General features: G+C 63.4%; 21 protein-coding genes and 1 pseudogene. 6 read left to right on the top strand and 16 right to left on the bottom strand.

Annotation, left to right across the window (positions count from 1 at the left end):
- Positions 1-12: 12 nt before the first annotated feature.
- Entirely contained in the window at positions 13-1554 is a 1542-nt protein-coding gene (locus QE394_RS00460; protein WP_349033479.1) for a family 43 glycosylhydrolase, read from the top strand.
- Here QE394_RS00460 and QE394_RS00455 read toward each other — a convergent pair.
- Positions 1535-1747 (bottom strand): CoA transferase, encoded by a 213-nt coding sequence (locus QE394_RS00455; RefSeq protein WP_349035354.1) that lies wholly within the window; start codon positions 1745-1747, stop codon positions 1535-1537. The two genes, QE394_RS00460 and QE394_RS00455, sit on opposite strands and share 20 nt — an antisense overlap.
- A gap of 93 nt (positions 1748-1840) precedes the next feature.
- Positions 1841-2176 carry a DUF3500 domain-containing protein gene (locus QE394_RS00450; protein WP_349033478.1) on the bottom strand — a complete coding sequence of 112 codons (336 nt, stop codon included), beginning with the start codon at positions 2174-2176 and terminating at the stop codon, positions 1841-1843.
- A 42-nt stretch (positions 2177-2218) separates the two neighbouring features.
- Between QE394_RS00450 and QE394_RS00445 the strand changes: the two genes are divergently transcribed.
- The gene (locus QE394_RS00445) at positions 2219-2422 is read left to right on the top strand and encodes a hypothetical protein (protein WP_056078700.1); all 204 of its coding nucleotides are present in this window, start codon (positions 2219-2221) and stop codon (positions 2420-2422) included.
- An 860-nt stretch (positions 2423-3282) separates the two neighbouring features.
- Here the strand turns inward: QE394_RS00445 and QE394_RS00440 are convergent.
- From QE394_RS00440 to QE394_RS00400, 9 genes are all read right to left on the bottom strand, one after another.
- Complete coding sequence (locus tag QE394_RS00440; RefSeq protein WP_349033477.1) at positions 3283-4437, bottom strand: amidohydrolase family protein; 1155 nt, start codon at positions 4435-4437, stop codon at positions 3283-3285.
- A gap of 183 nt (positions 4438-4620) precedes the next feature.
- Positions 4621-5400, bottom strand: a complete 780-nt coding sequence (gene nagB, locus QE394_RS00435; RefSeq protein WP_349033476.1) for a glucosamine-6-phosphate deaminase — start codon at positions 5398-5400, stop codon at positions 4621-4623.
- 72 nt (positions 5401-5472) lie between these two features.
- Positions 5473-6384: an ROK family protein gene (locus tag QE394_RS00430; protein ID WP_349033475.1), complete on the bottom strand. Its 912-nt coding sequence runs from the start codon at positions 6382-6384 to the stop codon at positions 5473-5475.
- A gap of 51 nt (positions 6385-6435) precedes the next feature.
- The gene (locus QE394_RS00425) at positions 6436-8448 is read right to left on the bottom strand and encodes a PQQ-binding-like beta-propeller repeat protein (RefSeq protein WP_349033474.1); all 2013 of its coding nucleotides are present in this window, start codon (positions 8446-8448) and stop codon (positions 6436-6438) included.
- A gap of 123 nt (positions 8449-8571) precedes the next feature.
- The gene (locus QE394_RS00420; RefSeq protein WP_349033473.1) at positions 8572-9585 is read right to left on the bottom strand and encodes a hydroxyacid dehydrogenase; all 1014 of its coding nucleotides are present in this window, start codon (positions 9583-9585) and stop codon (positions 8572-8574) included.
- Complete coding sequence (locus QE394_RS00415; RefSeq protein ID WP_349033472.1) at positions 9582-10508, bottom strand: carbohydrate ABC transporter permease; 927 nt, start codon at positions 10506-10508, stop codon at positions 9582-9584. The genes QE394_RS00420 and QE394_RS00415 overlap by 4 nt, the downstream gene beginning before the upstream one ends.
- The gene (locus QE394_RS00410; RefSeq protein ID WP_349033471.1) at positions 10505-11452 is read right to left on the bottom strand and encodes a sugar ABC transporter permease; all 948 of its coding nucleotides are present in this window, start codon (positions 11450-11452) and stop codon (positions 10505-10507) included. Before QE394_RS00410 ends, QE394_RS00415 begins: the two co-directional genes overlap by 4 nt.
- Positions 11453-11506: 54 nt before the next feature.
- Positions 11507-12820, bottom strand: coding sequence for a sugar ABC transporter substrate-binding protein (locus QE394_RS00405; protein ID WP_349033470.1), 1314 nt, complete (start codon positions 12818-12820; stop codon positions 11507-11509).
- A gap of 158 nt (positions 12821-12978) precedes the next feature.
- Positions 12979-14133 (bottom strand): substrate-binding domain-containing protein, encoded by a 1155-nt coding sequence (locus QE394_RS00400; protein ID WP_349033469.1) that lies wholly within the window; start codon positions 14131-14133, stop codon positions 12979-12981.
- 66 nt (positions 14134-14199) lie between these two features.
- Here QE394_RS00400 and QE394_RS00395 point away from each other — a divergent pair.
- From QE394_RS00395 to QE394_RS00385, 3 genes and pseudogenes are all read left to right on the top strand, one after another.
- Positions 14200-14616, top strand: a pseudogene (locus QE394_RS00395) (sugar phosphate isomerase/epimerase); the annotation flags it as partial.
- A 76-nt stretch (positions 14617-14692) separates the two neighbouring features.
- Positions 14693-15013, top strand: coding sequence for a hypothetical protein (locus QE394_RS00390; protein ID WP_349035444.1), 321 nt, complete (start codon positions 14693-14695; stop codon positions 15011-15013).
- Positions 15014-15437: 424 nt separating this feature from the next.
- Positions 15438-18953, top strand: a complete 3516-nt coding sequence (locus tag QE394_RS00385) for an Ig-like domain-containing protein (protein WP_349033468.1) — start codon at positions 15438-15440, stop codon at positions 18951-18953.
- Positions 18954-19129: 176 nt separating this feature from the next.
- Here QE394_RS00385 and QE394_RS00380 read toward each other — a convergent pair whose 3' ends face one another.
- The 5 genes from QE394_RS00380 to QE394_RS00360 all read right to left on the bottom strand — a co-directional run bounded on the left by QE394_RS00380 (position 19130) and on the right by QE394_RS00360 (position 23689).
- Positions 19130-19324: a hypothetical protein gene (locus tag QE394_RS00380; protein ID WP_261620388.1), complete on the bottom strand. Its 195-nt coding sequence runs from the start codon at positions 19322-19324 to the stop codon at positions 19130-19132.
- Between the two features lie 421 nt (positions 19325-19745).
- Positions 19746-20411: a TetR/AcrR family transcriptional regulator gene (locus QE394_RS00375; RefSeq protein WP_349035353.1), complete on the bottom strand. Its 666-nt coding sequence runs from the start codon at positions 20409-20411 to the stop codon at positions 19746-19748.
- Positions 20412-20464: 53 nt separating this feature from the next.
- Positions 20465-20644 carry a hypothetical protein gene (locus tag QE394_RS00370; protein WP_235501483.1) on the bottom strand — a complete coding sequence of 60 codons (180 nt, stop codon included), beginning with the start codon at positions 20642-20644 and terminating at the stop codon, positions 20465-20467.
- A gap of 84 nt (positions 20645-20728) precedes the next feature.
- Entirely contained in the window at positions 20729-21112 is a 384-nt protein-coding gene (locus QE394_RS00365; protein ID WP_235501484.1) for a hypothetical protein, read from the bottom strand.
- A gap of 360 nt (positions 21113-21472) precedes the next feature.
- Entirely contained in the window at positions 21473-23689 is a 2217-nt protein-coding gene (locus tag QE394_RS00360; protein ID WP_349033467.1) for a catalase, read from the bottom strand.
- Positions 23690-24062: 373 nt separating this feature from the next.
- On the opposite strand from QE394_RS00360, the gene QE394_RS00355 reads away from it, so the two are divergent.
- A complete protein-coding gene (locus tag QE394_RS00355) occupies positions 24063-24548 on the top strand; it encodes a DUF3592 domain-containing protein (protein ID WP_349033466.1) in 486 nt (161 codons plus the stop codon).
- Positions 24549-24575: the final 27 nt, after the last annotated feature.

Raw genomic sequence — 24575 nt, 5'->3', positions numbered from 1 at the left:
AAGACATGATGCATGAGAAATCAGATAACGCCTCCGGCTGTGAGCCTGGAAGGCCAACGCCGTGCCGACCTCGGCAATGGAACCTACCTGAACCCGGTGTTCGCCGGGGACCACCCGGACCCGGCAATCCTCCGCGACGGGGATGACTACTACCTGACCTTTTCGTCCTTTGAGTCCACGCCCGGCCTCATTATCTGGCACTCGCGTGACCTGTTGAATTGGCAACCGCTGGGGCCTGCCCTTTCCACACCCATCGGCTGCGTGTTTGCCGTCGACATGTGCAAAGTGGACGGCCGGTACTTTATCTACATACCGATCATTCCCACCGCCATCTCGCCGGACCCAACGGCGCCTGTGCTGACCTATGTCATCCACGCCGAGAGCATGGCGGGACCCTGGAGTGAGCCCATCAACCTGGGCATCGAAGGGCATATCGATCCCGGGCACGTGGTGGGAGAGGACGGCAGCCGCTACCTGTTTCTCAGCGGAGTCAGCCGTGTTCGGCTCACCGACGACGGACTGGCTACGAACGGTCCAGTGGAGCACGTCTACGACGGCTGGCGCTATCCCGAGGGCTGGGTGGTTGAAGCCTACGCACTGGAAGGGCCCAAGCTGACACGCCGTGGTGAGTGGTTCTACCTCACGACGGCGGTTGGCGGCACGTCTGGTCCGCCCACCGGTCACATGGTCACGGTCGCCCGCTCCCGCTCCGTCAATGGCCCGTGGGAGGACTGTCCCCGCAATCCCATCATCAGGACATGGAGTGCCGACGAGCCTTGGTGGAGCAAGGGCCATGCCACTTTGTTCGAGGGCCCCAACGGCCAGTGGTGGAGCATCTACCACGGCTACGAAAACGGGTTCGCCACCCTTGGCCGGCAAACGCTTTTGGAACCGATCGAGTGGGACGAGGACGGATGGCCCCGGGCAGTCGGGGGGACCCTTTCTGCGGCACTGCCCGCGCCCCTGCCAACTGTGTCTGCAACCGGCGAACAACCCCACGGATCGCCGTTGTCCGATGATTTCTCCACCGAACGCTTTGGGACACAATGGTCATTTCACGCCCCGTCCAATAACGAGTATCTTCGGGCATTCTTTGACGGCGGCCTGGTTCTGCAAGCCCAGGGGTCAGGCCCGTCAGACAGCTCGGCGCTGACGTGTATCGTCGGCGACCGGCGATACGAGATCACGGTGGAGATGGAAATCGGCGACGGCGCCCAAGGCGGGCTGCTGCTGTACTACAGCGACCGCCTGTTCTGCGGCATGGGCCACGACGGCGGCAGCATGACCAGCTACCGCGCGGGCAGGGCGATTCCGTACTGGCGTGAACCTGCGCCAGCGGCCCGGACCATGCACCTTCGAATAGTCAACGACAACCACATCGTCACCCAGTACTACAGCCTGAACGGGACGGACTGGACCAGGCATGGATTGCGTTTCAACGTGGAGGGTTACAACACAAATACGGCCGACGAACTCCTCAGCCTGCGTCCGGCACTGTTCGCAGTCGGGACAGGGGAAGTGCGGTTCACGAACTTCACTTACCGTGCCTTTTAGGCTGGGCTACAACAAGTCCAGTAGCGCTGGTGGCTCTCCGAACTTCAGGCGAGCGTCCGAACAGCAGGCCGAGCCGGACACCGGTGCCGGGCCGGAAGTTCTCCACCACGATGTCAGCGGTGGCGGCGAGCCTATTGACCGATTCCAGTCCTTGCGCGGTTTTCAGGTCAACGGCGAAGGATCCTGCTGGGATCCGGCACCACGAGCCCTTTAAGGGGCCCTTCTGCCGCTGCCGTGGACGGGTCGGAGCCGGGTTCCGCTGTTGGTGGATGGGGTTGGGTGAGAGTCATGCCTGTGTCGCCATTTCTTTGTTGCCCCCTGAGGCTTCCGACGCGGAGTTGCGCACGAGGGTGTGGATGTGGAACTTTTTCGGTTCGGTGTTGCTGAGGAAAACCCCGCAGTGGTGATCGAGTTCGAGGATGACGACCGGGCTCTGGATGCAGTCGTAGAACGGCTCGTCCTCGCTGTATCCACCGATCCATGAGAACCAGGTGTCCTGGTAGTGGGCGCTGATCTCCCCGCGACGCGCCGCTGCCGGTCCGGCGGGGAGGTATTCGATGAAATCGGCGATGATGACCAGGACGGTGTTGGCGCCATAGGAGCCAACCTCCCGAAGCGGCACGGCCAAGGGGTAGCGTGTGCCCTAGCCGACGAAGGAGTCACGATGAGCTACAAATATCGAACTGTTCGGGTTCGCGGTACCGAGCTAGTTGGAACAATTGCCAGGAAGCACGGGAGTGCGGCTGAAATTTACGAAACCTCCAAAGACCTGAGCACATCAGTCATTCCGGTGTTCTTCGAAGCAACGGGCGAGATCCGTTTCTTCGACAGGTCAGTGCTGGAGGACGTTGTGGCACCCACCACTTAATCCGCCGAGGCATGCCATATGCCAGGGCGACCACGGCGGCCGGCGTGTGGGACCTATTCCACGGCAAATGAGGGTGTGGACACTGTCCGCACTTTCGCCTTCGAAGCGGATCGCATATCGGTTGGACCGGCTCGTATTCCGCATGCTCCCGAGAGTTCCCAGCGTTGGCAAGGCCCGGAAGACAGTTCTAGTCCCAACTCGGGGACGGCATCCCATTCGTTAGAGGGGTTTTTGCTTTAGCGTGTGCGTACAAAGCTTGCGCTGAGGTGCCTCTGACGCTGTGCGTGCAGGCTTGAGCCTGGCTGCCCAGGGGCCGATTCAGGTGTGTGGGTAGCGGGGTCAAGCCCCGGGCTGCTGGGTTTGCGCCTGCTGAGGTCGGGTTAAATGTTCCTCGCTGCCCGTTTCTGTTGGGTTGGCCGGAGATGGCCTACCCCTATTCACATGCCGCGGAAACAGCACGACTTGGCATCGGCGCTATGCCGCGTCCCGGGATGCTGACGCCATGACCGCCTGAGATGGCGGTGTCCCACTCTTTGTCCTACCAAAGAGTGTGTGGACATTGACCGCATCAGTTGCGTGCGCGTTAGCTTTGATTGGAGACCATGCTGGAAGGCTGGGCGGCGGCCGGTTCTGATGAACTCTTGGGGCCGGCCCGATGTCGGGTTGAAGGCCCATCCCGGCGAAGGACGCTACCTCATTCTGATGCCTTGTGAGTCAGGGTTTTTGGGTGCCGGGCGGACGCTTGCGAGTCAAAAGTCGGTATCCCAGGGCAGCCGCAGGCCGATCGAAGCATTTTCATCCGATTGGCCGAGTTCATGTACATCCAGCCGTCGTGAGTTCCACCGGCTATTGACTCAGGCTTACGGTTCCGGTGAGACGATCATCTTGCCCTGGCGAAACACCCTATTGATATTCAAGTCGTGGTCAACGACCACGATGTCGGCCGACATCCCCGTGCGCAGGTCGCCGATATCGGCGGATCGTCCCAACGCTTCCGCCGGTACTGCGGTCGCTGACATCACGGCGTCCTGCAGCGGGACACCTGTAGCTGCCGCAGTACGAACAACGTCCAGTAATGTAGCGGTGCCCCCGGCTATCGCGCCGTTGCTGTCCAGTCGGGCTATTCCTTGCTGCACTGTAACGGCGAGGGTCCCGAGCTGGTAGTGGCCGTTCTGCAGACCGGTGGCAGCCATGGAGTCTGTGACCAGGGCGATGTTTTCTGCCCCGACTGAATCGAAAACCAGCTTCACCGTTTCGGGAGCCAGGTGCACGCCGTCCGCGATGAGTTCCAGGACTGCATTCCCGGCGTGTGCAGCGCTCAGGCTGGCGGCGACCGGGCCCGGGGAGCGGTGGTGCAGGCCGGGCATGGCGTTAAAGAGGTGCGTGACGGTGGGTCGGCGGCGAGCCGAAGACGGGGTCCGTCCAAGACCGGCGGCAGCGTGGACAAGGAATTCGGCCGCGACGGCGCGAGATGCCGCGGTGTGGCCAAGCGATGGGGTGACCCCATGGTCAGCGAGCATGGTCACCAGGTCCGTGGCGCCGGGCAGTTCGGCAGCAAGAGTCACGGACAACAGTGACGGGCCGGCTGCCGTGAGCAGGGAGGCCATCAGCACCGGGTCTGGCTCCAGCAGCAGGGCCGGGTCGTGCGCGCCGCACTGGCCGGCTGCGAGGAACGGGCCCTCCAGATGTGAGCCGGCGACGATGCCTTCGTGGGTTAGCGTGTGAAGCGTTGTGAGGTTGCGGATCAGGTTTTCCGGTGAGGCTGTTACGAGGCTGGCGACCAGGGTGGTGGTACCCCTGCTGTGCAGGTACTGGGCAGCGATCCGGGAACCCCTGGGGGACCCCTCCGAGAAGTCGGAACCGAGCGCTCCATGGCAGTGCATGTCCACCAGCCCCGGAATCAGCAAGCAATCACCTGTTTCAGCTTTGCCGGGGTTGCCGGGGAATTCTGTGGCTGGGCCCGCATAGGAGATTCGGTCACCGATGACGGCAATAACGCCATCGTCAATGTTCATGCTCCCTGTGACCACGTGGCCACGAAGTATCAAATCTTGCCTCATCCAAAGGCCTCCCACTCTCGGCGCCGGTACTTTTCGTTTTGACTGTTGCACCATTGAGCGCCCCTTGATGCCATGTATGCGCGCCGGCTGTAGCCGCGTGAACCGCGGTGAGGCGGGCTCAGGAGCACATGGAGGGGATCAGAGTCCCTGCCAGGCGGGTTTGCGCCCGTAGGTGTCTGAGTAATATTCACGGTGCGCCAACTGCGATGCCGCTGCTTCATCGACTAGAACGGAGACGTGCGGGTGCAGCTGCAACGCCGATGCCGGGCAAATGGCCGCGACCGGGCCCTCTACAGCAGCTGCGACGGCCTCCGCCTTGGCATTCCCGGTTGCCAGCAGCAGCAGGTGCCGGGCTTCGCGGATGGTTCCCAGGCCCTGTGTCAGCACGTGGTTCGGGACTTCGTCGACGTGCGTGAAGAAACGTGCGTTATCTTGCCGGGTCTGATGGGTGAGTGTCTTGATCCTGGTCCGTGAGGACAGTGATGACATGGGCTCGTTGAAGCCCAGATGTCCGTCAGTGCCAATGCCCAGGATCTGTATGTCGACGCCTCCCGCGGCAAGGATGTGGCTTTCATACTCGGAGGCTTCCGCTTCTGCGTTATCTGCCATCCCGTTGAGTCCGTGCACGCTGCCCGGGCGGAAGTCCACTTTGCCGGTAAATTCGGCGCGGATGACCGAGTGGTATGACTGTGGATGGGCGGTGGGGAGACCCACGTATTCATCGAGCAGGAAAGCCTGTGTCTGGCTGAAGCTCAGGCCGTCCTCCCGGTGCCGTTCGATGAGCTCCAGATACGTGTGCAGCGGCGTCGACCCGGTGGCCAGACCGAGCACAGTGGGGCCGCGCCGGACCTGCTGTTCGATGACATCGGCGGCCGTGCGGGCAACGACTGCGGGTGTGGCGAGGATGATGATTTCCAATGGTTTGTGTCTTTCGGTTCCATAGCTCATCAGCTGAGGGCGGGCAGTTGAAGCTTGCTGGTCTGCGCTTGGTTAGGTGACGGCCGAGATTGCGGCACCGACTGCCCCGATGGGCAATCCGGGCGGCACGAGCCGGATGCGTTGCCCCAGGGCAAGTCCGGCAAGGAACGGTGACTGCATTTCGGCGCGCACGAGTTCCTGGCGGAGCCCGCTGAGTAGCGGTTGTCCGAGGGCGTTCAGACCTCCGCCGATGTAGACGGTGGTGGGATCATAGGTGAGCCCGAGGATGCGGATTGCGGCGGCGGCGGCTTGGAAGAATCGGTTTTGGATCACCCTGGCCTGTGGATGTCCGGTGAGTGCCTTTTCGAACAGCGACACTGCCGGCCAAGGGCCCCCGCCGTCCCAATGACGGTCGATACCGGACCCCGAGGCAAGCATTTCCAGGCAGCCTGTCTGACCGCACGGGCATCTATCCGTGTGCAGGCCTATGGGCAGGTGGCCTATCTCGCCGGCCGCCCCTGAAGCGCCTCGGACCAGCGACCCGTTGCTGATAAACCCTGCAGCCAGGCCCGTCCCCAAGTTCAGAAAGGCGCTCGAAAGCCCGCTGGAGTCCGGGCCGGGGGAGAGGAGATAGTGAGAGCCGAGAGCGGCGGCGTTGACGTCGTTTTCGATATGGACTTTGAGTCCGAGCTCACGGTGCGCGAGTAGGCCGAGCTGCAGATTGCTGACGCGGACGTTCACCGCGTTTGAGACGGTCCCTGTAGCTGTGTCGACGGTTCCTGGAATTCCGATGCCCAAGTTGGCCACGGAATACCGTGACAGGCTGCTGGCGCTTCGCAGCTCTTCGATGACCTCGAACAGCGTGCGAAGCACTTCCTGGTTTCCGTGGCGGGTAGGGATGCGCCGGGTGTGCAGAACGTTGTTGTTCCCGTCGATGGCGACGGCTTCCGTTTTGGTCCCGCCGATGTCCACTCCGATTGTCATGGTTGGCAGGTCTGATGATGATGGAGCGCTTGGATGTGACATCAGGAGTCCCTACTTCCTCGGGTGGTCATCAATCCGGACCAGGTTCCGGCCACGCATGGTGTAGAGGTAGCCGTCTTCGTCATTGGTGATGTGGGATCCGCTGTACCAGCCGCCGTCGGTGTCCGCGAGCACAATTGTCACCTCGAACGTCTTGGGGTCGAAGCGGAACACGTTAGTGTCCGAAACGCCATAGATCACGCTGCGGTTGGCCACCAAGGCACCGAATCCGTAGGACAGAGGGCTGATGTCTGCCTGGTGCACGATTTTGCGCGTCGGGACATCCAGTACGAAGATGCAGCCCTTGCGGGTTAGCCCGTAGAGGTTTCGTCCCTGGATGGCCAATGCGGCGATACCGGCTCCCATCCCCGGTTCGATCCGCCAGAGCTCTTTGCCGGCAATGGGGTCGAAGGCGACGATGGTGCCTGGGCCGTCCAAGGTGGGTAGGCCCGCGCCGAGATAGGCAACGCCCTCCCGGGTGGCCACTGCACGCAGGAGCTGGCGGTTGTCGATCGGGTTGGTGAAGCACTGTTTTGCCCCGGTACCGGGGTTGTAGGTCCAGAAGGACCCGCCGCCCTCGGTGTCGGACTGGGCGGCGACCAGCATGAGCCTGTTGACGTCGTCCCAGCAAACATCCAGCGGCCGGTTCTGGGCGGCGGGAAAGTCAGCAGCCTGGTGGATCGGCTGGCCACTGGGCGGGTCGTACTTCCAGATGCCCTGGGAGTTGTACTGACCGGTGTACAGGACCCCGGCAACGACCACAGCGTCCTTTGCTTCGCCCTGGGACTGCAGGTTGACCACTTCTCCGGAGCTCAGGGAGTGGCGGGCGATCACGCCGTTGCCGCCAACGTATGCGAATCCAGACCCGACGGCGATCCCCATGACCGTCTGGGCACTCGCGGAAGCGCCGGCTTCGCCAAGGTCCGTCACGGCCATGCTTGACGTGCGGGGATCGATCTCGGCCACGAAACCGTAACCGGAGGTTGCAAGGAGTGTGTTGTTCCGTGCGTCCACACCCCAGATCTCACCCAGGGACGGGCCGCTGAGGGTCAGTTGGGAAACAGAGTTCGTGGCAGGGGAGTAGACACACAGTCCCGTTTCGTTGGCGAAGTACACCTGGTTGCCGATGCTGGTGAAGTTCTTGGCTGTCTTGCCGATGGAAGTCGCCACAGAGTAAGAGGTGGGATTGCCCAGGTCCAGTAAGGCAATTTTCGACTGTTGGGTGGAGGCAGCGGAGCTGGCCAGGAGCTTGTCGCCAAGGATTGACAGTTCACGGATGCTGGGGTCGGCGAGCATCTCTGGCGGGGTAACCTGCGTGTAGGTCTTCGCGGCACGGTCGTAGGCCCATAGGCACGCCCGGCCCGCGCTTCCGCCGCCGCCAAGGGTGCTGCCGGCACCAAAAAACACTGTGCTGTTAGTGGCGGCGACTGCCCGCGCAAGCGTCGCTCCGGTATCGGGGATTCCGAGGCTGAGGACCTGTCCCGTCGCCGGGTCGTACTCCCACAGGGCTGGTTTGCTGGAGCTTCCGCCACCCACGGCGTACAGGCGGCCGTCTGGCGCCACGCTGAGATCACGCACGTCACGGTCGCCGATGCGGCCGATCGCCGTCGCCGTCGTTGACGGCGTGGCCAGGTCCCAGCGGTAAAGGTTTGCCTGGGCGCCGCCGGCGTTCTGCAGAACACCGGCGTAGAGGTAGCGGCCGGTGGCGTCGGCTGCCAGGGCCTGGATGCTGTATCCGGTCTTCAGTTCGGTCTCGGCGACGATCTTGCCGGTGGGGACGTGGAAAGCAATGATCCGAACCGGATCGAGGTTGCGGGACCCGATATAGACGGTGTCCCCGACCAGGATTGAACTCATCAGCGAGAACTGGACCACTGCCGGTCCGAGGTCGGTGATTTCGGTGGTGCCGGCCTTCGCTGTTGCTGCGGTGGAGGGCCCGGATGCGGTCAGGCCCAATGCTGCGGCCAGGCCGGCTGCGCCGCCCGCCTGGAGGACGGAACGCCTGCTGATATGGCAGATCTGCATTGAACTTCCTTTGATGTGAAGGGGAGGTGAAGGGCAAAGGCGGGGCCGCCGTCGTACTTTTTTGCGCGCCGGAAACAGGGCCGGGGGTACCGGGCATTTTGCGGACGACGGCGGCGGGGCGGGTCAGGCGGTGAAGGCCAGGTCTTCGTCCTGGACGGGGAAGCGCAGCGGCTCACCCCGGGAAATGCGCTGGGCTTCGGCAAGGGCCGTGGCCGCCAGCCGTTCCAGCTCGGTGCCGAGGGACCCGGCGAGGTGCGGGGTGAGCAGGACGTTGGGGTTGCTGTAAAAACGCGAGTCCGGGGGCAGGACCCAGGGTGTGGTGACGTCCAGGACGGCAAAAAGTTCGCCCCGTTCCAACCGTGCCAAAAGGGCTTCCTGGTCCACCAGTTCTCCGCGGGCGGTGTTGATGAACGTGGTTCCGGTGCGCATTCGCGCAATGAGTCCGGCGTTGACCAGGTTCAGGGTGGAAGGCAGCGCGGGAGCATGCAGCGAGACAACATCGCTGGTTTCCATCAGTTCCTCCAATTCAACAGAGGCCACACCGAGGGCTTGGGCGTCCGCCTCCGTCAGGAAGGGGTCTGCCACCACCACTTCGAGTTCAAAGGGTTTGAGCAGGCGGATGACGTGCCTGCCGATTTTGGATGCACCGATGATGCCCACCCGTTTGCCGTAGTTGCCCATGTCCGGAAACAGGCCATCCGGTTCCACCGGTGCCTTCTCGCGGTGCAAGGTGCCGGCGATCTGCAGGACCCGTTTGTTGGCGAGCAGGATCATGGCCAGCGTGTATTCCGCTACGGGGATTGCGTTGGCTTCTGCTGCCGTGCTGACCTGGACACCGCGGGCCCAACAGGCACTGTCAACATGGTTTTTGACCGTGCCGCCGGCATGCAGGATGTGGCGCAGGCGCGGTGCGGCATCCAAAACGGTTGCATCCACCTTTGCGCAGTTCCAGCCGGTGAGGAGGATGTCTGTCTCGGCCAATAACGCCAGCGAACGCCGGGAGCTGAATTCCTCCATCGGGTCATGGTTCAGGAGCCGCAGGCCCGCCGGCAGGGATTCCAGGTGCCCGGCCGAGAAGATCCGGGACGCGACGCCGGGGCCCATGGCCAGGGCGACGTTCAGGGTCTCCCTGCTCATTTGACGGCTCCTGTCGTTAGTCCGGACTTCCAGAAACGCTGCAGCATGATGAAAGCCACCAGCAACGGAATGATGGAGAGCAATGATCCAGTGATCACCATGGGAACAAACTCGGGCTGGGGGACGGCATAGCCCTGCCAGATGGAGATGCCCACGCTGACCGGGAGGAGTTGCTGGTCCTGCAGCATCACCAGGGGAAGCATGAAGTTGTTCCACACGCCCACGAACTGGAATAGGGCGATGGTGATGTAGCCCGGCATCATCATGGGCAGGCCCAGGGCGAAGAAGGACCGGATGGGACCGGCGCCGTCCACCCGTGCTGCCTCCAGCGTTTCCGAGGGAACATAGGAGGAGGCGTAGACACGGGCCAGATACACGCCGAAGGGGTTGCAGAGGACCGGGATCAGGACCGCCCAGATGGTGTTGGTCATGCCCACCACCGAGGCGAGCAGATACATGGGGAGCACTGTCGCCGTATTGGGGATCAGCACACCCACCAGCACAAACCCGAACAGCGAGTCCTTCCAGCGGAAGTTGAACTTGTCGAACGCATAGCCGGCCATCACGGAGATGAGGCTGCCCAGCACGGCGCCGACGCCTGCGTAAAGGATGGAGTTCGCCATCCAGCGGAAGAACACTCCGCCGTCCTGGGCCGCCACGGCGGCGATGTTCTCGAACAGGGCAAAGTTGCCCAGGGCGTAGGCGCTGGTGCCGTACAGGTCCGCAGCGTTTTTGGTGGAGGCGAACAGGAGCCAGAGGACCGGGACCACCATGTAGAGGGCGCCCACCACCAGCAGCCCGTTGACCGTCAGTTTGCTGGCAAAACCTCCGTGGCCTGCCACGGTGTCCTGACGTTGGGCGGGTTTCCTTGGCATGGTCCTGGGCGTGTTGGTCCGGAAGGCGGGAAGGGTCTTTGTGCTCATGATTTGTTCATCCTGGAACTGAAGCGGGTGACCACCAGGGAAAGGAACGCAGCGAGTGCGGCGATGATGATCGAGGCAGCCGCAGCCTGGTTGAGGTTGTGCCGGATGAAGGCCGCGTCGTAGGCCCACATGTTGGGCACCCAGGTGCTGGTGATGGACGGGGTGGCCTTGGCAATGATGGAGGGCTCGGTGAAGAGCTGCAGGGTGCCGATGATGGTGAAGAGCATAATGACGCTCAGCGCGGGCAGGATGAGCGGGAACTTGATGCTCAGGGCGGCCCGGATTTCCCCTGCACCGTCCACCCGGGCGGCTTCCAGGATTTCCCGCGGGACGGCCTGCAGTGCGGTGAAGAGGATGATGACGTTGTAGCCCGTCCACTCCCAGACACCGATATTGACGATCGCCGGCAGGACCATGTGGGCATCGAGGAAGTTGACCTGGATCCCGCCGCCCTGGAGCGCCTGGACCACGGGGCTGATGCCCGGGGTGTACAGGTAGGCCCAGATGAGGGCGGCGATTACGCCGGGTACGGCGTGGGGCAGGAAGACGAGCAGCTGGAACAGCTTCCGTGCCCGCGCCACGGTGGCGTCAAGGAGGAGCGCGAACACAACGGCGCCGCCCACCATGCAGGGAATGTAGATCGCGCAGTACAGGCCAAGCCGGGCAATGCCGGTGACGAAGGACTCGGATTCAAGGACCTGCAGGTAGTTTTCGAAGCCAACGAAAGAGGTTTTGGCTTCCCCGAAGCCAAGTCCGGACTTCTGCTGTGCGTAGAAACTGAGCACGATGGCGTAGATGACCGGGGCCACCATGGCGATGGCAAAGACGGCAAAGAACGGGACGAGGAAGAGGGCTGCTGTCCGCCCGCCCGTGCCGGAGGCAGTACTGCGCCTGCGCTGCGGTGCAGCGGGCTGCGGAACAGCAGTAGGGGCCTGTGTGGCCATGATGATCTCCTAAACTGGCTGGGCTGCCTCCGGAGAGGCAGCCCAGGGGCGAAGCTACTGTTTGACGGAAAGTCCGGCCTGTTCCAGCCCGGCCACGGTGGCCTTCTGGGCGGTATCAAGCGCTGTGGGGACCGTGCCGCCGGTGCCGAGGTTGCCGTAGGCGTCTTTGAGCGCGGTGTTGGTGAGGTCCCAGCTGGGGCCCCACTGCCAGCCCGGGCTGACGGTGGCGTAGGCCTTTTCGAACACGTCGTAGATGTCGTTACCGAAGTAGCTGGCGTCGTAGGCCTGCTGGGCAACCGGCGTCAGGCCGGGATAGGCCAGGAAGGCTGAACCCGTGTTCCCCCGGGCCTTGATGGCTTCCTGGTTGGTGGTGAGGAACTCGACGAACTTGGCTGCAGCTGCCGGGTTCTTGCTGCTTTTGGTGACATTGAAACTGGATCCACCAAAGAAGGCGCCTGCCGGGGTGCCCCAGTTGGGCATTTCGGCGGCGATCCACTGCCCCTTTTGGCCGCTGGCCTCTGTCCGTTTCTGGATCCCGGTGGCGCTCCAGTTGGCACCGATGACGCCCACAACAGTGCTGTTGGCCAGGTCCAGGCTCCATTCGTCGCTGAAGGCCTGGCTGACCTTGACCAGTTTGTTGTCAATGAGCTTCTGCCAGTAGCCGGCCACCTTACGGGTGGCCTCGTCGTTCACCCCCACCTCCCAGCTGTCGTCAGAGGTGCCGAACCACTTCGCACCTGCCTGCCAGGCCAGCCCTGCGGTTGCCGGGACCTGGTTGGGGTTGAAGCTTGCCAGGTAGGAGTCCGGGGCAACGGTTTTCAGCTTCTTTGCTGCATCCTCGAATTCCTGCCAGGTCCTGGGAACCTCCACTCCGGCTTTGACCAGCATGTCCTGGCGGTAGTACATCACCATCGGAGCCGCGTCATACGGCAGGCCGTAGGTCTTATCGCCGAACTGGACCATGCTTCGGATCTTGCCGGCGAGTTTGTCCACGGTGGCTGACTTGTCGATCAGGCCGTCCAGGGGCTGCACCTGCCCGTTGCTGACGAACTGCGGCAGCTGGGGATATTCGATGGTGGAGACATCGGGGCCGTTACCGGCCGTGATGGCGGTGGACAGCTTGGCATAGCCGCCGCTGTCGGCGTTGGGGATCGTTTCGAAGGTGACGTTGATCTTGCTTTGGCTCGCGTTGAACGCTGCGGCCACCTTGTCCATGCCGGCCAGTGATGACCAGAAGGTGATGCTGCCTGACGGGTCGGCAGCGGGTGTGGGGGCAGTGGATGTGCCGGGCCCGGTTCCGCAGGCTGCCAGCAGCAGTGCGCTGCTGGCCAGGCTGGCGGCTCCGACGAGAAGATTGCGACGCTTCATTGTTCTCCTTTGAAATCCACGATGCGAAGGTGGGATGTGGCCGGTGCCACATGGTGTATTCCAATGAAACACGCAAAGTTGAACAAAGCCAACGAACTGAACAGTAGTGAACATTGGTGAAGATTCGCATTTTCGCCGACCAGGATCCTGCGTCCTGATCAGCTCGCCGTGGAGTCCCTGACCACCAGGGTGGGGGAGAGAATGACGCGCTGCAGGGCCAGGCTCGAAGCCCGCCTCGGGCCCAGCCGGTTCAGGCACATCTGCACCCCGTGGTACCCGACGTCGAATTTTGGCGGGGCCACCGCGCTCATGGGGACGCTGCCGAAGGAGGCGATCTCGTCGTCGTACGCCACCAGCGCCAGGTCCCCTGGAACGTGGAGCCCCCGCGCCTCGCACAGGTCAGCAAACATCAGCGCGTCTTCGTCGTTGTGGACGATCGCGGCCGTGGCACCGGCGTCGGTGAAATTGCCAACAATGCTGTCCAGCTCGTGGCGGAGCGTCTCAGGATCGGTGGCCGAGAGGGTGATGGCGCGGGTCATGGCAGGATCGTGCGGCAGGCCCGCAGCCTGCATCGCCTTGCGGTAGCCTTCGCTGACCGGTGGGGACGTGGGGCTGCTTTCGCGAACGCAGAGCGCTATTTCCCGGTGCCCCAGCGACACCAGGTGGTTGACGGCGAGTTCGGCCCCGCGGGCGTGGTCGCTGCGGACTGACTCCAGCCGGCCCTCATCCAACACCCCGTCAATGGAGCGTTCGATGATCACCACGGGCACCTCCGCTGAGGCCAGGAGGTCCAGGGTGGGGGTGCCCGCCAGCGACTCGCCGCTGGGGGTCACCAGAAGCCCGTCCACGCCGCTCTTGAGCAGCCGCTGGATTTGGCGCTGCTCCTCGGCGGCTGAGTAGTTCGAGACGCCCAGAACCAGCCGAACGCCCAGCTCCTGGGCGGCGGCCTCGGCGCCCCTGATGATCCCCGGAAAGTAATACCGGGCGGTGGGCACGATCATGCCGATGGTGGCCAGCGGGCGCTGCTTCGCCGGGATCGGGGTGTTGCGGCCGGCAGGAGCCATGGTCCTTCCCTCGCGGTTTGAGGGGGCGTTGCTTCCCTGACCCTGGTTGGCAGGACTGCGGGCCGGTCCGGCCAAGGCAACAGCCCCGCCGTGGACCCGCTGCAGCAGGCCCTGTCCTTCGAGAAAGGCAAGGTCGCGCCGCACGGTCATTCCGGAGGTCCCCAGCCGCTTGGCAAATTCTGCTGCATTCAAAGATCCCCGGAGTGCCAGCTCGCGGAGGATCTGGTTTTGCCTGTCGTCGGTTAGCACTGGTTCCCCTTTGTCTGCTGTTTACTTCTGTGCATATTGTTCAAACTGAACTACAACCAACATACGATGGACGTCAAGCAGCAGACGAACAGGGGGAAGGTGCCGGATATGACGCTGAGTCCCGGAATGTGCTCGGTGACCCTTCGCGCCCTGGACGTTGACGCCGTGGTGCACACGGCTGCTGCGGCAGGACTCACCGGAATCGAGTGGGGTTCGGATGTGCACGTTGATGACATCGGCGCCGCCGCCAAGGCCCGCAGGGCCACGCTGGCCGCCGGGCTACGCGTCATGTCCCTGGGCTCCTATTACCGCGCCGGATCCTTCGCGAACTTTGAGGACGTCCTTTCCCTCGCCGGAGCACTGGATGCACCCAGGATCCGGATCTGGGCCGGTGATCTGGGTTCTGCCGACGCGACCGCAGCCCAGTGGGACGCCGTGGTCGATGACACGCGGCGTATCGCCGGGCTCGCGGAGGCCCGGGGACGGACCGTCGCTTTCGAGTACCACGGCTCCACGTTGACGGATTCCCCTGGCAGCACCCTCGAACTTCTCCCGCCGCGTGGACCGGCCCATCGTCGGCACGTACTGGCAGCCCGCCGTAGGCCTGACCGACGATCAGGCCCTGGAATCTTTGCAGCAAGTGATCGGGCACGTGATGGGTGTGCATGCTTTCTCCTGGTGGCCGAATACAGAGCGGCTGCCACTTACCGCGCGGAGATACCTTTGGGAGGCGGTCGCGGACGTTCTGCTCGCAAGCGGCAAGCACGTAGACATCATGCTGGAATTCGTAGCCGACGACCTGCCGGTGAACGTCCTTGCCGACGCCTCAGGTCTGAAAGACATAACGCTGGCTTCTGGGCCGGAAGCACTCCAAACCTGAGTCCCAATACGTCGGTGCACCGCCGCCACCAGCATCACGGGGCCAGTTGTATCCATGTTGCCGACCAAAAAGGTGTACAGGACCGACCGGCGTATAGGGCCCGCGTACTGCTCTGGAAACGGCACGTTTGCGCAGGTTCCCTGGCTTTGGAAGTTCTGAACGTCGAGTCCCACCTCGGGCACAGCGTTCCGCGGCTGTTCGCGGCTCGAGGGTAGGCCTTAGGGCGCTGCGCCGCAGGACCTGGCTTGGCAGGTTTGGCATGAGCGCGGTTCCTGCGGATGTACTCAGAACGGTTCGGATCAACCTTGTTCGAGCATGTTCGAGTGCATTGTGGCCCCGGCATCAGGCTCATAGTCTCGGGGTGCCCGGCCTTCCTGAACCGCCCGGCACACAGCACCCGACACCCCGACGATGAGGTCCCTCCATGGCGTTATCAGCACACAGAATCCGAAGGCCAGTCGCCGCCCTGGCAGCAGCCGTGACCGCAGCCGCCGGCTTGGCACTCCTGCCGGCAGCTCCGGCAGCCAAGGCAGCAGACTCAACTGCCGTCACCATTACCCCGAACCCGGCCAGCCGCGGCGAAGCATTTGAAGGTTGGGGCACCAGCCTTGTCTGGTTCGCGAATGCGACCGCGGGATACTCACCGGAGCTGCGCGAACAGCTGTACCAGAAGGTCTTTGGTGAGGACGGCCTGAACCTTAATATTGCCCGCTACAACGTGGGCGGCGGCAATGCCTCGGACGTCAAGGACTACCTCAACGATGGCAGCGCAGTGGAGGGCTGGTGGAAGCCAGTGGCTAAAGCGACACCCGGCCAGCCGGCGTCGGACCTGTATAACCCGGACGGAAGTGTCGATAAGACCCAGGCCAACAAACTCGCCTTCCTCAAGGCCTGGAACCCGGACGATCCTGCGTCCTTCAACCCCGATGCCGATCAGAACCAGCGCTGGTGGGTGGAGCGTTTGGCCCAGGACCAGCAGATCACGCACTGGGAAGCGTTCAGCAACTCGCCGCCGTGGTTCATGACCAAGAGCGGCTACGTGTCCGGGCAGGTCAACACCGCCAAGGGCGAAAATCTGCTGCCCGAAGCGGAAGGCAAGTTCGCCGCCTACATGCGCCACGCCGTCGAACTTCTTGAAAAGGGCAGCGGGATCAAGGTGGACACCATCGATCCCTTTAACGAGCCCAACTCCGGCTACTGGGGCACTGACATCAATGCGGCCACCGGAAAGCCACCCACCACCTACACGCAGAAGCAGGAGGGCGCGCTGATATACCCGGCGGCCCAGGACCGCGTGACCAAACTGCTCGCCGCTGAGCTGGCGAAGGGCAGCACTGACGCGGTTATCTCCGCGATGGACGAGACCGACCCCACCAAGTTCATGACCAACTGGAACGGCTACAGCCAGGACGCCAAAGACGCCGTGGCACAGCTCAACGTCCACACGTATGGGACCAACGATCGCCGCCGTGTCCGGGACCTGGCAAGCTCCACGGACAAGCCGCTCTGGATGAGTGAGGTGGGCGGTTTCTGGACTGGAAACCCCGCTCTGGGTGACTCCACCAGCGGCTGGGACCGCTCCAACATCACCAACGGCCTGGGCATCGCGAGCCGAATGGTCAATGACCTTCGCGAACTCGATCCCAATGCCTGGGTGTTCTGGCAGCCCGTGGAGGACACGTACAAACAGGAGAAGGCAGACAAGGGCTGGGGCTCCATCTACGTCGACTTCGACTGCAACTACGCGGGTCGCGAAGGCTACTCGAACCGCCGCATCAACGATGGCGCCACCCCGGACGCCGCCAAGTGCAAGGTCCTGACCAACCAGAAATACAACACCACCCGGAACTTCACGCACTACATCCGGCCGGGCGACTTCCTCATCCAGAACAACGACCCCAAAACCGCCAGCGCCCTCCGGGCCGACGGCAACGGTGCCACGCTGGTCCACTTCAATGACACCCCGACGCCGGAAAAGGTCACCATAGACCTCAGCCGCTTCGGGAGCATCGCGCCCGGTGCCAAGGTCACGCCTGTGGTCACCACCAAGTCGCCGCTGGACGACATCGAGAAGAACGCCTTGGTCGAGGGCACCCCGGTGGCCGTGGATACCGCGATGAAGTCCGCGACGCTTGAAGTTCCTGCAGCGTCCGTGGTGACGTTCGTCGTCGACGGCGTCAGTGGAGTTTCGGACGACGCCGCACCTGTGCAGGACGGCCACAGCTACCACCTCAGCGGCGAAGCGAGCGGCAAGTACCTGACTGCGGGCTCCGGCACCGGCGCATCGATCCAGGATCTTGGCACGGATGCAGCGGGTGTTTCCCCGCAGATCTGGACCTTCAAAGCAGTGAACTCCGGCAACGAGTTCGCCAACGACCGCCGCTGGGTTGTTACCGGCGCGGACGGGCGGGTTCTTACCGGCAACGGAGGCGTGCTGAACGGCAGCCAGGGCGGGGCGGCTTCGCTTGCTTCCCTGACGCTGGAGCAGGCCCAGGCCACTCCTTCTGCACAGTGGATAGTGACTTCGGAAAACGGCAAGCAGTGGACCCTGGTGAATGCCGCCGCTGCCATTGCCCTTCAGGTTTCTGGGAACCAAACAGCAGCTGGGACACCAGTTGCCCTGGCCTCCTCAACGGGCACCACTGCAACAGCTCTGGCTAGCCCACATCAGGCATGGGCCTTCACGGACATCGCCGATCTGAAGCTGCTGGGTGTCTCGCCCGTTGAGATGAGCACGCCCGTGGGGACAGCTCCCGTTCTGCCCGCCACCGTCACTCCCGTTTATGAGGCCGGACCCGGCAAGCCACTGGCCGTGACGTGGACGCCCGTTGACGCTGCCTCCTGGCAGAAAGCCGGAAAAGTGACGGTATACGGTTCCGGCGTGGACCCGTACGGTCAGACGTTCGAAGCTGTCCTGACCATCACCGTGGGTGCCTACATTGCTACCGATCCCGTCTCGGTGACTGTTGGTGTTGGCGAATCGCCGGCTGCCGTGCAGGCTTCGGCTCCCGCTACTGTTCCTGGCCAGATCGCGGATGGGCCTGCCCGGAACCCGCTGTCCGTCAGCTGGGACTGGTCCTCCGTGGCCGAGTCCTCGCTGCAAGCCCCGGGTAAGGTGACAGTTGCCGGAACCGCCAACGGGCTCCCGGCAACCCTGACCGTGATTGTGGTGGACCGCGTTCCTGTAGCCAACATCTGTAAGGACGACCCCGCCACGACAGCCACAGCTTCCTACACCGAAGGCTCCTACATCGCCAGGAACACCTGCGATGCCAACCCATCCACACGCTGGTCCAACTGGGTGAGCGGCGGCCGTGCAGGTGACTCGTTGAGCTATGGCTTCGCCCGTGAGTACTCCGTCTCGTCTGTGACCGTCACGTCTGCGGAGAAGGCTGCAACAAGCCTCAAGGTCCAGTACCAGGATGCCGCCGGCGCATGGAAGGACACATCGGTGGGGACTGTGAATGGCCTCTCGATCACATCACCCACTACGGTTTCCTTCGATCCCGTGACCACGCGCGGCGTCAGGGTGTCCTTCGTGACCACGGCCTCGTACACCAAGGTCGCCGAGGTGGCCATCGCTGGAACCCGTCTGGCTGACGCCGGGCTCGCCCATCTCGGCAGGCTCCTCGTCAATCAGGCATCAGTGGTTGGCTTTGACCCCGGAACCACCAGCTACCGGTCGCTGACCTCGACGGCGACTCCCGCCGTCGTCGGCTACCCGCTGGACATGAACGCCAAGGTGACGGTTCGGCAGGCAACGGCGGAAAGCCCGACGGCGGTAGTCACCGTGACTGCCCCGGACGGAACCATCAAGGAGTACCGGGTGACGGTGTCCACCGGTAAGGACGCATGCTTCAACGATGGCTGGAAAACGAGCCCGTCGCCCGTGTACAGGAACCAAGGGCAGTGCGTGAGCAGCTTCGCCGCCGGCAAGTAGGACTTTGAACGCAACGGGGCCCCCTCCAAAAGCGACCCGAGGGGGCCTTGCTGCGTCCGAAAATGGTGGGTGAGGCCGGTGTTGCCCACCCCGATCAGGGCAGCCGGAGCGAGTTGCCGAAGGGCCAATCTGTCCGGACGTGGCGGGGCGCAGGCCTGCGCCGGCAGTCGAGGGACCTACGCCTGAGTCCTGCCGGGTCTTTTGATGGATCGTGCAATGGCTTTCACGGAGTGCGCCACGAATGCGACTGTTCCGGCGAGGATCAAAAGAATGCTGACCGCTGCCAGTTGTCCGATGAGCATGAGCAGCGCCACCGTCAGGGTTCCGCCGTACGTCAGCGCGAAACTCAAGGTGTCCGGATCAGAGGGCATTGGGGGCTTTCAAGTCAGGGGGCGTGGGCAAGCCCGGGAGCAGAGGCTCCCCTTGGGGTGCGGGGCTGGCAGGTTGGGGCTATCAGGACAACAAGGGTCTGCTCGTGAGGATGTAGTCCACGGCAGCGGGTCCGGTCATCCTGAGTCCCGGCCAAAAGGTTCCATCGAGGTTTCGTCGGTGTGCACACAGCGGCAACGCGGACATCGCGTGCCAGAAGGGTTCGCTGGGTTGTGGTGTCTGCCGCTGAAGGACGCACCAGCTGACGTATAGCCCATACATCTCATCGTTGGTGAGGCCATAATCAGCGGAATAGTCCACAGTGATGCAGTCCCGGAGAAAGCGGTCCAGGGGCGGGAAATTCCAATCATGACCGGCGGAGACGCTGCCGACGGTTCCTGAAGCCGGCGCGGAAGGCATCACTTACGCCGCAGAACCAGCGAAGTCGGAACCGGCCAGAGCGCCGACATCGCCCCCATGACTTTTGATGAGGCAAACAGCCATCCGTTTGGCGAACACAGCTGCCTCCCGGTCTCCCTCGACTGAGGAGATGATGGAGCCCTTGGTCAAGATGTGGCATGACCGGGCAAAAACGTCCGGCTGGTCGAGGCCCGCTTCCTGGGCGAGTGTCCGCATGAAGGCTCTCACCTCGGCCAAATAGCCGACGGAGGCCTTGCCAAGCGGATGATCGGGACCCATCTCCAGCATTGTGCTGACGAAAGCGCAGGCCTGGAAGCCATCCTGGCGGAACCATCCATCCAGGACATCGAAAATAATCAACAGCTTGGCTGCCGGGTCATCCGATCTGCGGTTGCATTCGGCGATGATTGCCTCGACCGTGAGCTCCTGATGGCAGTGCTCCAGAAACGCGAGGACCAGCTCGTCCTTGGACGCAAAGTGTCCGTAAAAGGTAGCCTTTGCAACCCCGGCGCGCGCGATCAGCTCAGCAATCCCAACATCGCGGATGGCACGCTGCGCGAACAACTCGTAAGCGGCCCCCAAAATGCGGTCACGTGCACCCGCAGAAGACACCGCGTGCTGGGTGGGAGTGGTTGCCGGGCCCGGAAGAGGGCGCTGAAGATGTTCCATCACCAGCACACCTTACCCGACGGCAGACAGACCGGTCGGTACGGCGAGTGCACCTAGGTATTCCGAGGGGCGCGGCGCAGGCTTTCCTCAAGCGCCGCCTCGTACCAGAAGACTGCGCTCGGCGCAGGCTCGTCAGCGTCCAAGTGCCGGTACAGGGCGTCCAACAGCTTGGCCAGTTCGTCGTCCGACAACATGGCGGTGGTTACTTCCGGCCCTCTGGGGTCGCCGATCATCCTGAAAAGCTGCGGGCCTTTCATCACTGCCCGGCCCTCGGGTCCGGCGCTGTGGTTCCGCTCCCATATTCCAGGCACCCGCATCTACATGCGGCCGGCAGCAAGGTCGGGATCGGTATCGGGGTCTGTGGCGGGAGGTTCCCGCTCGGTCAGCGAAGTGGCCGGCTCGGCTTTGGCCGCCTGCCGGGAACGCCATATCGCGACGCCGCCTCCCGCCAGGACAGCCAACCCAATGCTCCACCACAGCATTGCGAAAGGTGAACGGGTCTTCACGGGGGCGGTTTCCACGACCTGGTTCGAGGTGCCCGTTCGCAGGTGTTTCAACTGTTCCTGCACCCGTGGCGTCAAAGTTTCCACCCCGTCGGCCAGTTCGTCTGCAAGGTGCCGCAACAGCGCCTGCAGCCTGGGGGAGGCGGAGTCGATGCCAGCGTCCAGCCCTGCCACGGCCCGCTGAAGTGCAACCTGCACTCCAGGAGTGGCCCACTCCTTGCCTTTAGCCACTTGATGTAGGAAGGGTTCCGCCAGATGGTGAACCTGTTCCGCTTCAACTGCCGGCTTTAGTGTGCGCAAGGGTGCCTCCTACGTCCGATGGTTGTGGACAGCGTACGACTGCCACGCCCACAAAAACAGGGACCTTTGGACGATTCAAGCTTTGGATGCGTCCGCTTAACATCACCGGAACGGCCGGGGTGGGTCTGCGTGTGCCCGGCCGGGTATCGCTCCACCTGGCTGTTCGCCGGCTGGCAACCCTGGCACCACAGAATACACACAGCAGGGGAGCGGCCCGTCGGTGAGGGACGGCCGCTCCCTTTCTGAGCTGGGTTTTGCTTAGGCGGTCTGGGCCGGGAAACGGTCCCAGACCCGGTGGGCTGCCAGGAGTCCGCTGAGCTCCGTAACCAGGGCTTCGGCGTCGTCGCTGGCAACGATTCCCGGAGCGTCCTGCGGTATGCCGGCGGCGGTCAGCGCTGCTGAGCCCTCACCCAGGGCCGCGATGGCCTTGGCGTGCCTGAACGCTTCGGTCAACAGGAGCGTGGCCCGCGGATCCACTCGGCCGCCCGGAGCGCCGGCCTTCGCATCGAGCCCGGGTGCGGCGACGGGCGCCGGGGCTGCTGCCGAGGCGACGATGACGGCGTCGAACTCCGTGGAGCGTGCGGTGAGGTACGTCCGCTGTACGGGGACCCCGCCGTCGTCCTCCTGTCCGATGAATCCGCCGGCCGGCGCGATGACGAGCGGGACGATGCCTTGGGCGTCCAGGGCCTGGCGTGCCGTGTTCACAGCAGCGAGGTCACTGCTCTCGTCGGCCAGGATCCCGACCACGCGGCCGGCAACGGGCCAGGTCTTGCCGATCTGGGAGAGCGCAGGGCTGGCCTCGGACGAAGACACCTGTACCGTCGCCTCCGGAGCGGGGAGGCCGAGGCCTTTGGCCACGGCGGCGCAAAGTCCGGCGTCGATGTTGGCAAGGGCTGCGAGCTGCCGTTCCCGGATGGATTTCTCGTAGCACTTGCCGAGTTCGAACGTGTACGCCTGGATGACGTGGTCCTGCTCCACCGGGCTCAGGCTGCGGAAGAACAGGCCTGCCTGGCTGTAGTGGTCATCAAAGGAGGCGGGGTTCCGGCGTTCCTTGATGGCGGCGGCCACTTCCTCGGGCACGTCGATGAAAGCCCCGACATCTTCTCCGGCGAGGAACGGGCATCCGCCGTCCAGCGAGTTGGGCCGGTACGGGGCGACTCCGGCGTGGACGGCCTGCTGGTGCATCCCGTCGCGGAGCATGTCGTTGACCGGGGCCTGGGGCCGGTTGATGGGGATCTGGCCGAAGTTGGGTCCGCCGAGGCGGGAGATCTGGGTGTCCAGGTAGGAGAAAAGCCGGACCTGCAGCAGCGGGTCATTCGTAACGTCGATGCCCGGAACCAAGTGGCCCGGGTGGAAGGCCACCTGCTCCGTCTCAGCGAAGTAGTTGGTGGGGTTGGCGTTGAGCGTCATGACGCCGATCGGCTGGACGGGTGCCAGTTCCTCGGGGACGAACTTGGTGGGATCAAGCAAGTCGATGCCTTCGAACATCTGGTCTTCAGTGTCCGGGAAGGTCTGGACGCCGAGTTCCCACTCGGGGTAGGCGCCAGCCTCAATGGCATCGGCGAGGTCCCGGCGGTGGAAATCGGGATCCATGCCGTTAATGATCTGCGCTTCCTCCCACACCAGGGAATGGACGCCCTGTTTGGGCTTCCAGTGGAACTTCACCAGCGTGGTGCGGCCTTCGGTATTGACGAACCGGAAGGTGTGGACGCCGAACCCTTCCATCGTCCGGTAGGACCGGGGGATGCCGCGGTCTGACATGTTCCACATGGTGTGTGCCTGTGCCTCGGTGTGCAGGGAAACGAAGTCCCAGAAGGTGTCATGGGCACTTTGAGCCTGGGGGATTTCCCGGTCCGGGTGCGGCTTGGCAGCATGGACAACGTCCGGGAACTTGATTCCGTCCTGGATGAAGAAGACGGGAATGTTGTTGCCCACCAGGTCGTAGGTGCCCTCGTCCGTGTAGAACTTGGTCGAGAATCCGCGCGTATCGCGGACGGTGTCGGCAGAACCCCGGGAGCCGAGCACGGTGGAAAATCGGACGAAAACCGGGGTCTCCGCGTCCTTGGCCAGGAAGCCCGCGCGGGTGATGTTCGCCGCGGTGCCGTAGGAACGGAAGACGCCGTGGGCACCGGCGCCGCGGGCGTGGACGACGCGCTCGGGAATGCGTTCGTGGTCAAAGTGGGTGATCTTTTCGCGCAGGTGGTGGTCCTGCAGCAGGATGGGACCGCGGGAGCCTGCCTTGAGCGAGTGATCGGTATCGCGGAGGCGAAGACCTTGGGCGGTGGTCAGGTACTGGCCCGACTGGGCGCGTGCCGTCTCCGGCGCCCCGGTGGGGCTTCCCGTGGGCGAAACCGCCTCAGGTCCCCGCTGGTCCGGTTTCGGCGGCAGGGGCTCCCGCGGAGTTGTGGGTTCTTCCAGGCCGGCCGGTTCGCTTGCCGGGACGCCGGGAATATTGGTGCTTGCTTCTTCTGGCACGGTGCTTCTCCTTTGGGTGGGCAAACCTAGCAGTCCTCCGCCGAAACTGGATACTAAGTGTGCTTAGTACCCTAGCAAGGTTTCGCCGCACCACAAGTTCTGGGAAGGACCCACACGTGCCTCTGGTTGCCTTCCGGTATGAAGGCATGAGCGGGAAGCCGTGGTGGTCCAACCATTCAAGGACTGATTCCAGCCGGAACACCGCCATTACTCAAAAAAAGGTCTCGCTGCGTGCGGGCACTGTTGAAGTGAGCGGGCAGATACAGTCCAAGGCGCCAACCAAATTCAAAATTCTTCTACCGCGGCCGGAACCTGGTATGCGCTACGTCCCCCGTGGCCCTTATCTCAATCGGCATCAGGAAGAATGGACGCCGTGAGCATCCCAGACGCCGTCCCGCCGCCAAAACGCCAGACCTTCCTGGCCCGTTTGGGAGGCTTCGCGTTCGTCACGATATTGCTCCTGACGGGACCGACGCTGATCGGGATCGGCTCCTCGATGGCCGGTTCGGATGAGGAACTCGCGCGCACCGGCATTCACGCCACCGGCTCCATTGTGGACTTTGACGACGTCCGGAAAGCGTCGAACCGGAAAATCACTGTGGAGTACATTGCGGCTGACGGCACCGGCTACTCGACCTTCGCTTCCGTGGACCATGACCAGCACCCCACGGTCGGCGGGGACGTTACCGTGATCTACAGTGAATCGAATCCCGGTAAGGCCGTCGTTGTGGGCTACGACAGCAGCGGCGTTTCCGTCCGCGGAATCGGTGCCCTCTTCCTGCTGATATTCACCATTCCCCTTGGCCTGGTCCTTATCATCAAAAGACTCCGGAGGAACCGCAGGCAGCGAACTGCCTAGCCTGCGCCCGAGTATGAGCTGAGCGCC

This window comes from Pseudarthrobacter sp. SORGH_AS 212 (assembly GCF_030818145.1).
In the GTDB taxonomy this organism is placed as follows: domain Bacteria; phylum Actinomycetota; class Actinomycetes; order Actinomycetales; family Micrococcaceae; genus Arthrobacter.
This window is presented reverse-complemented; position numbering and strand designations above follow the sequence as displayed.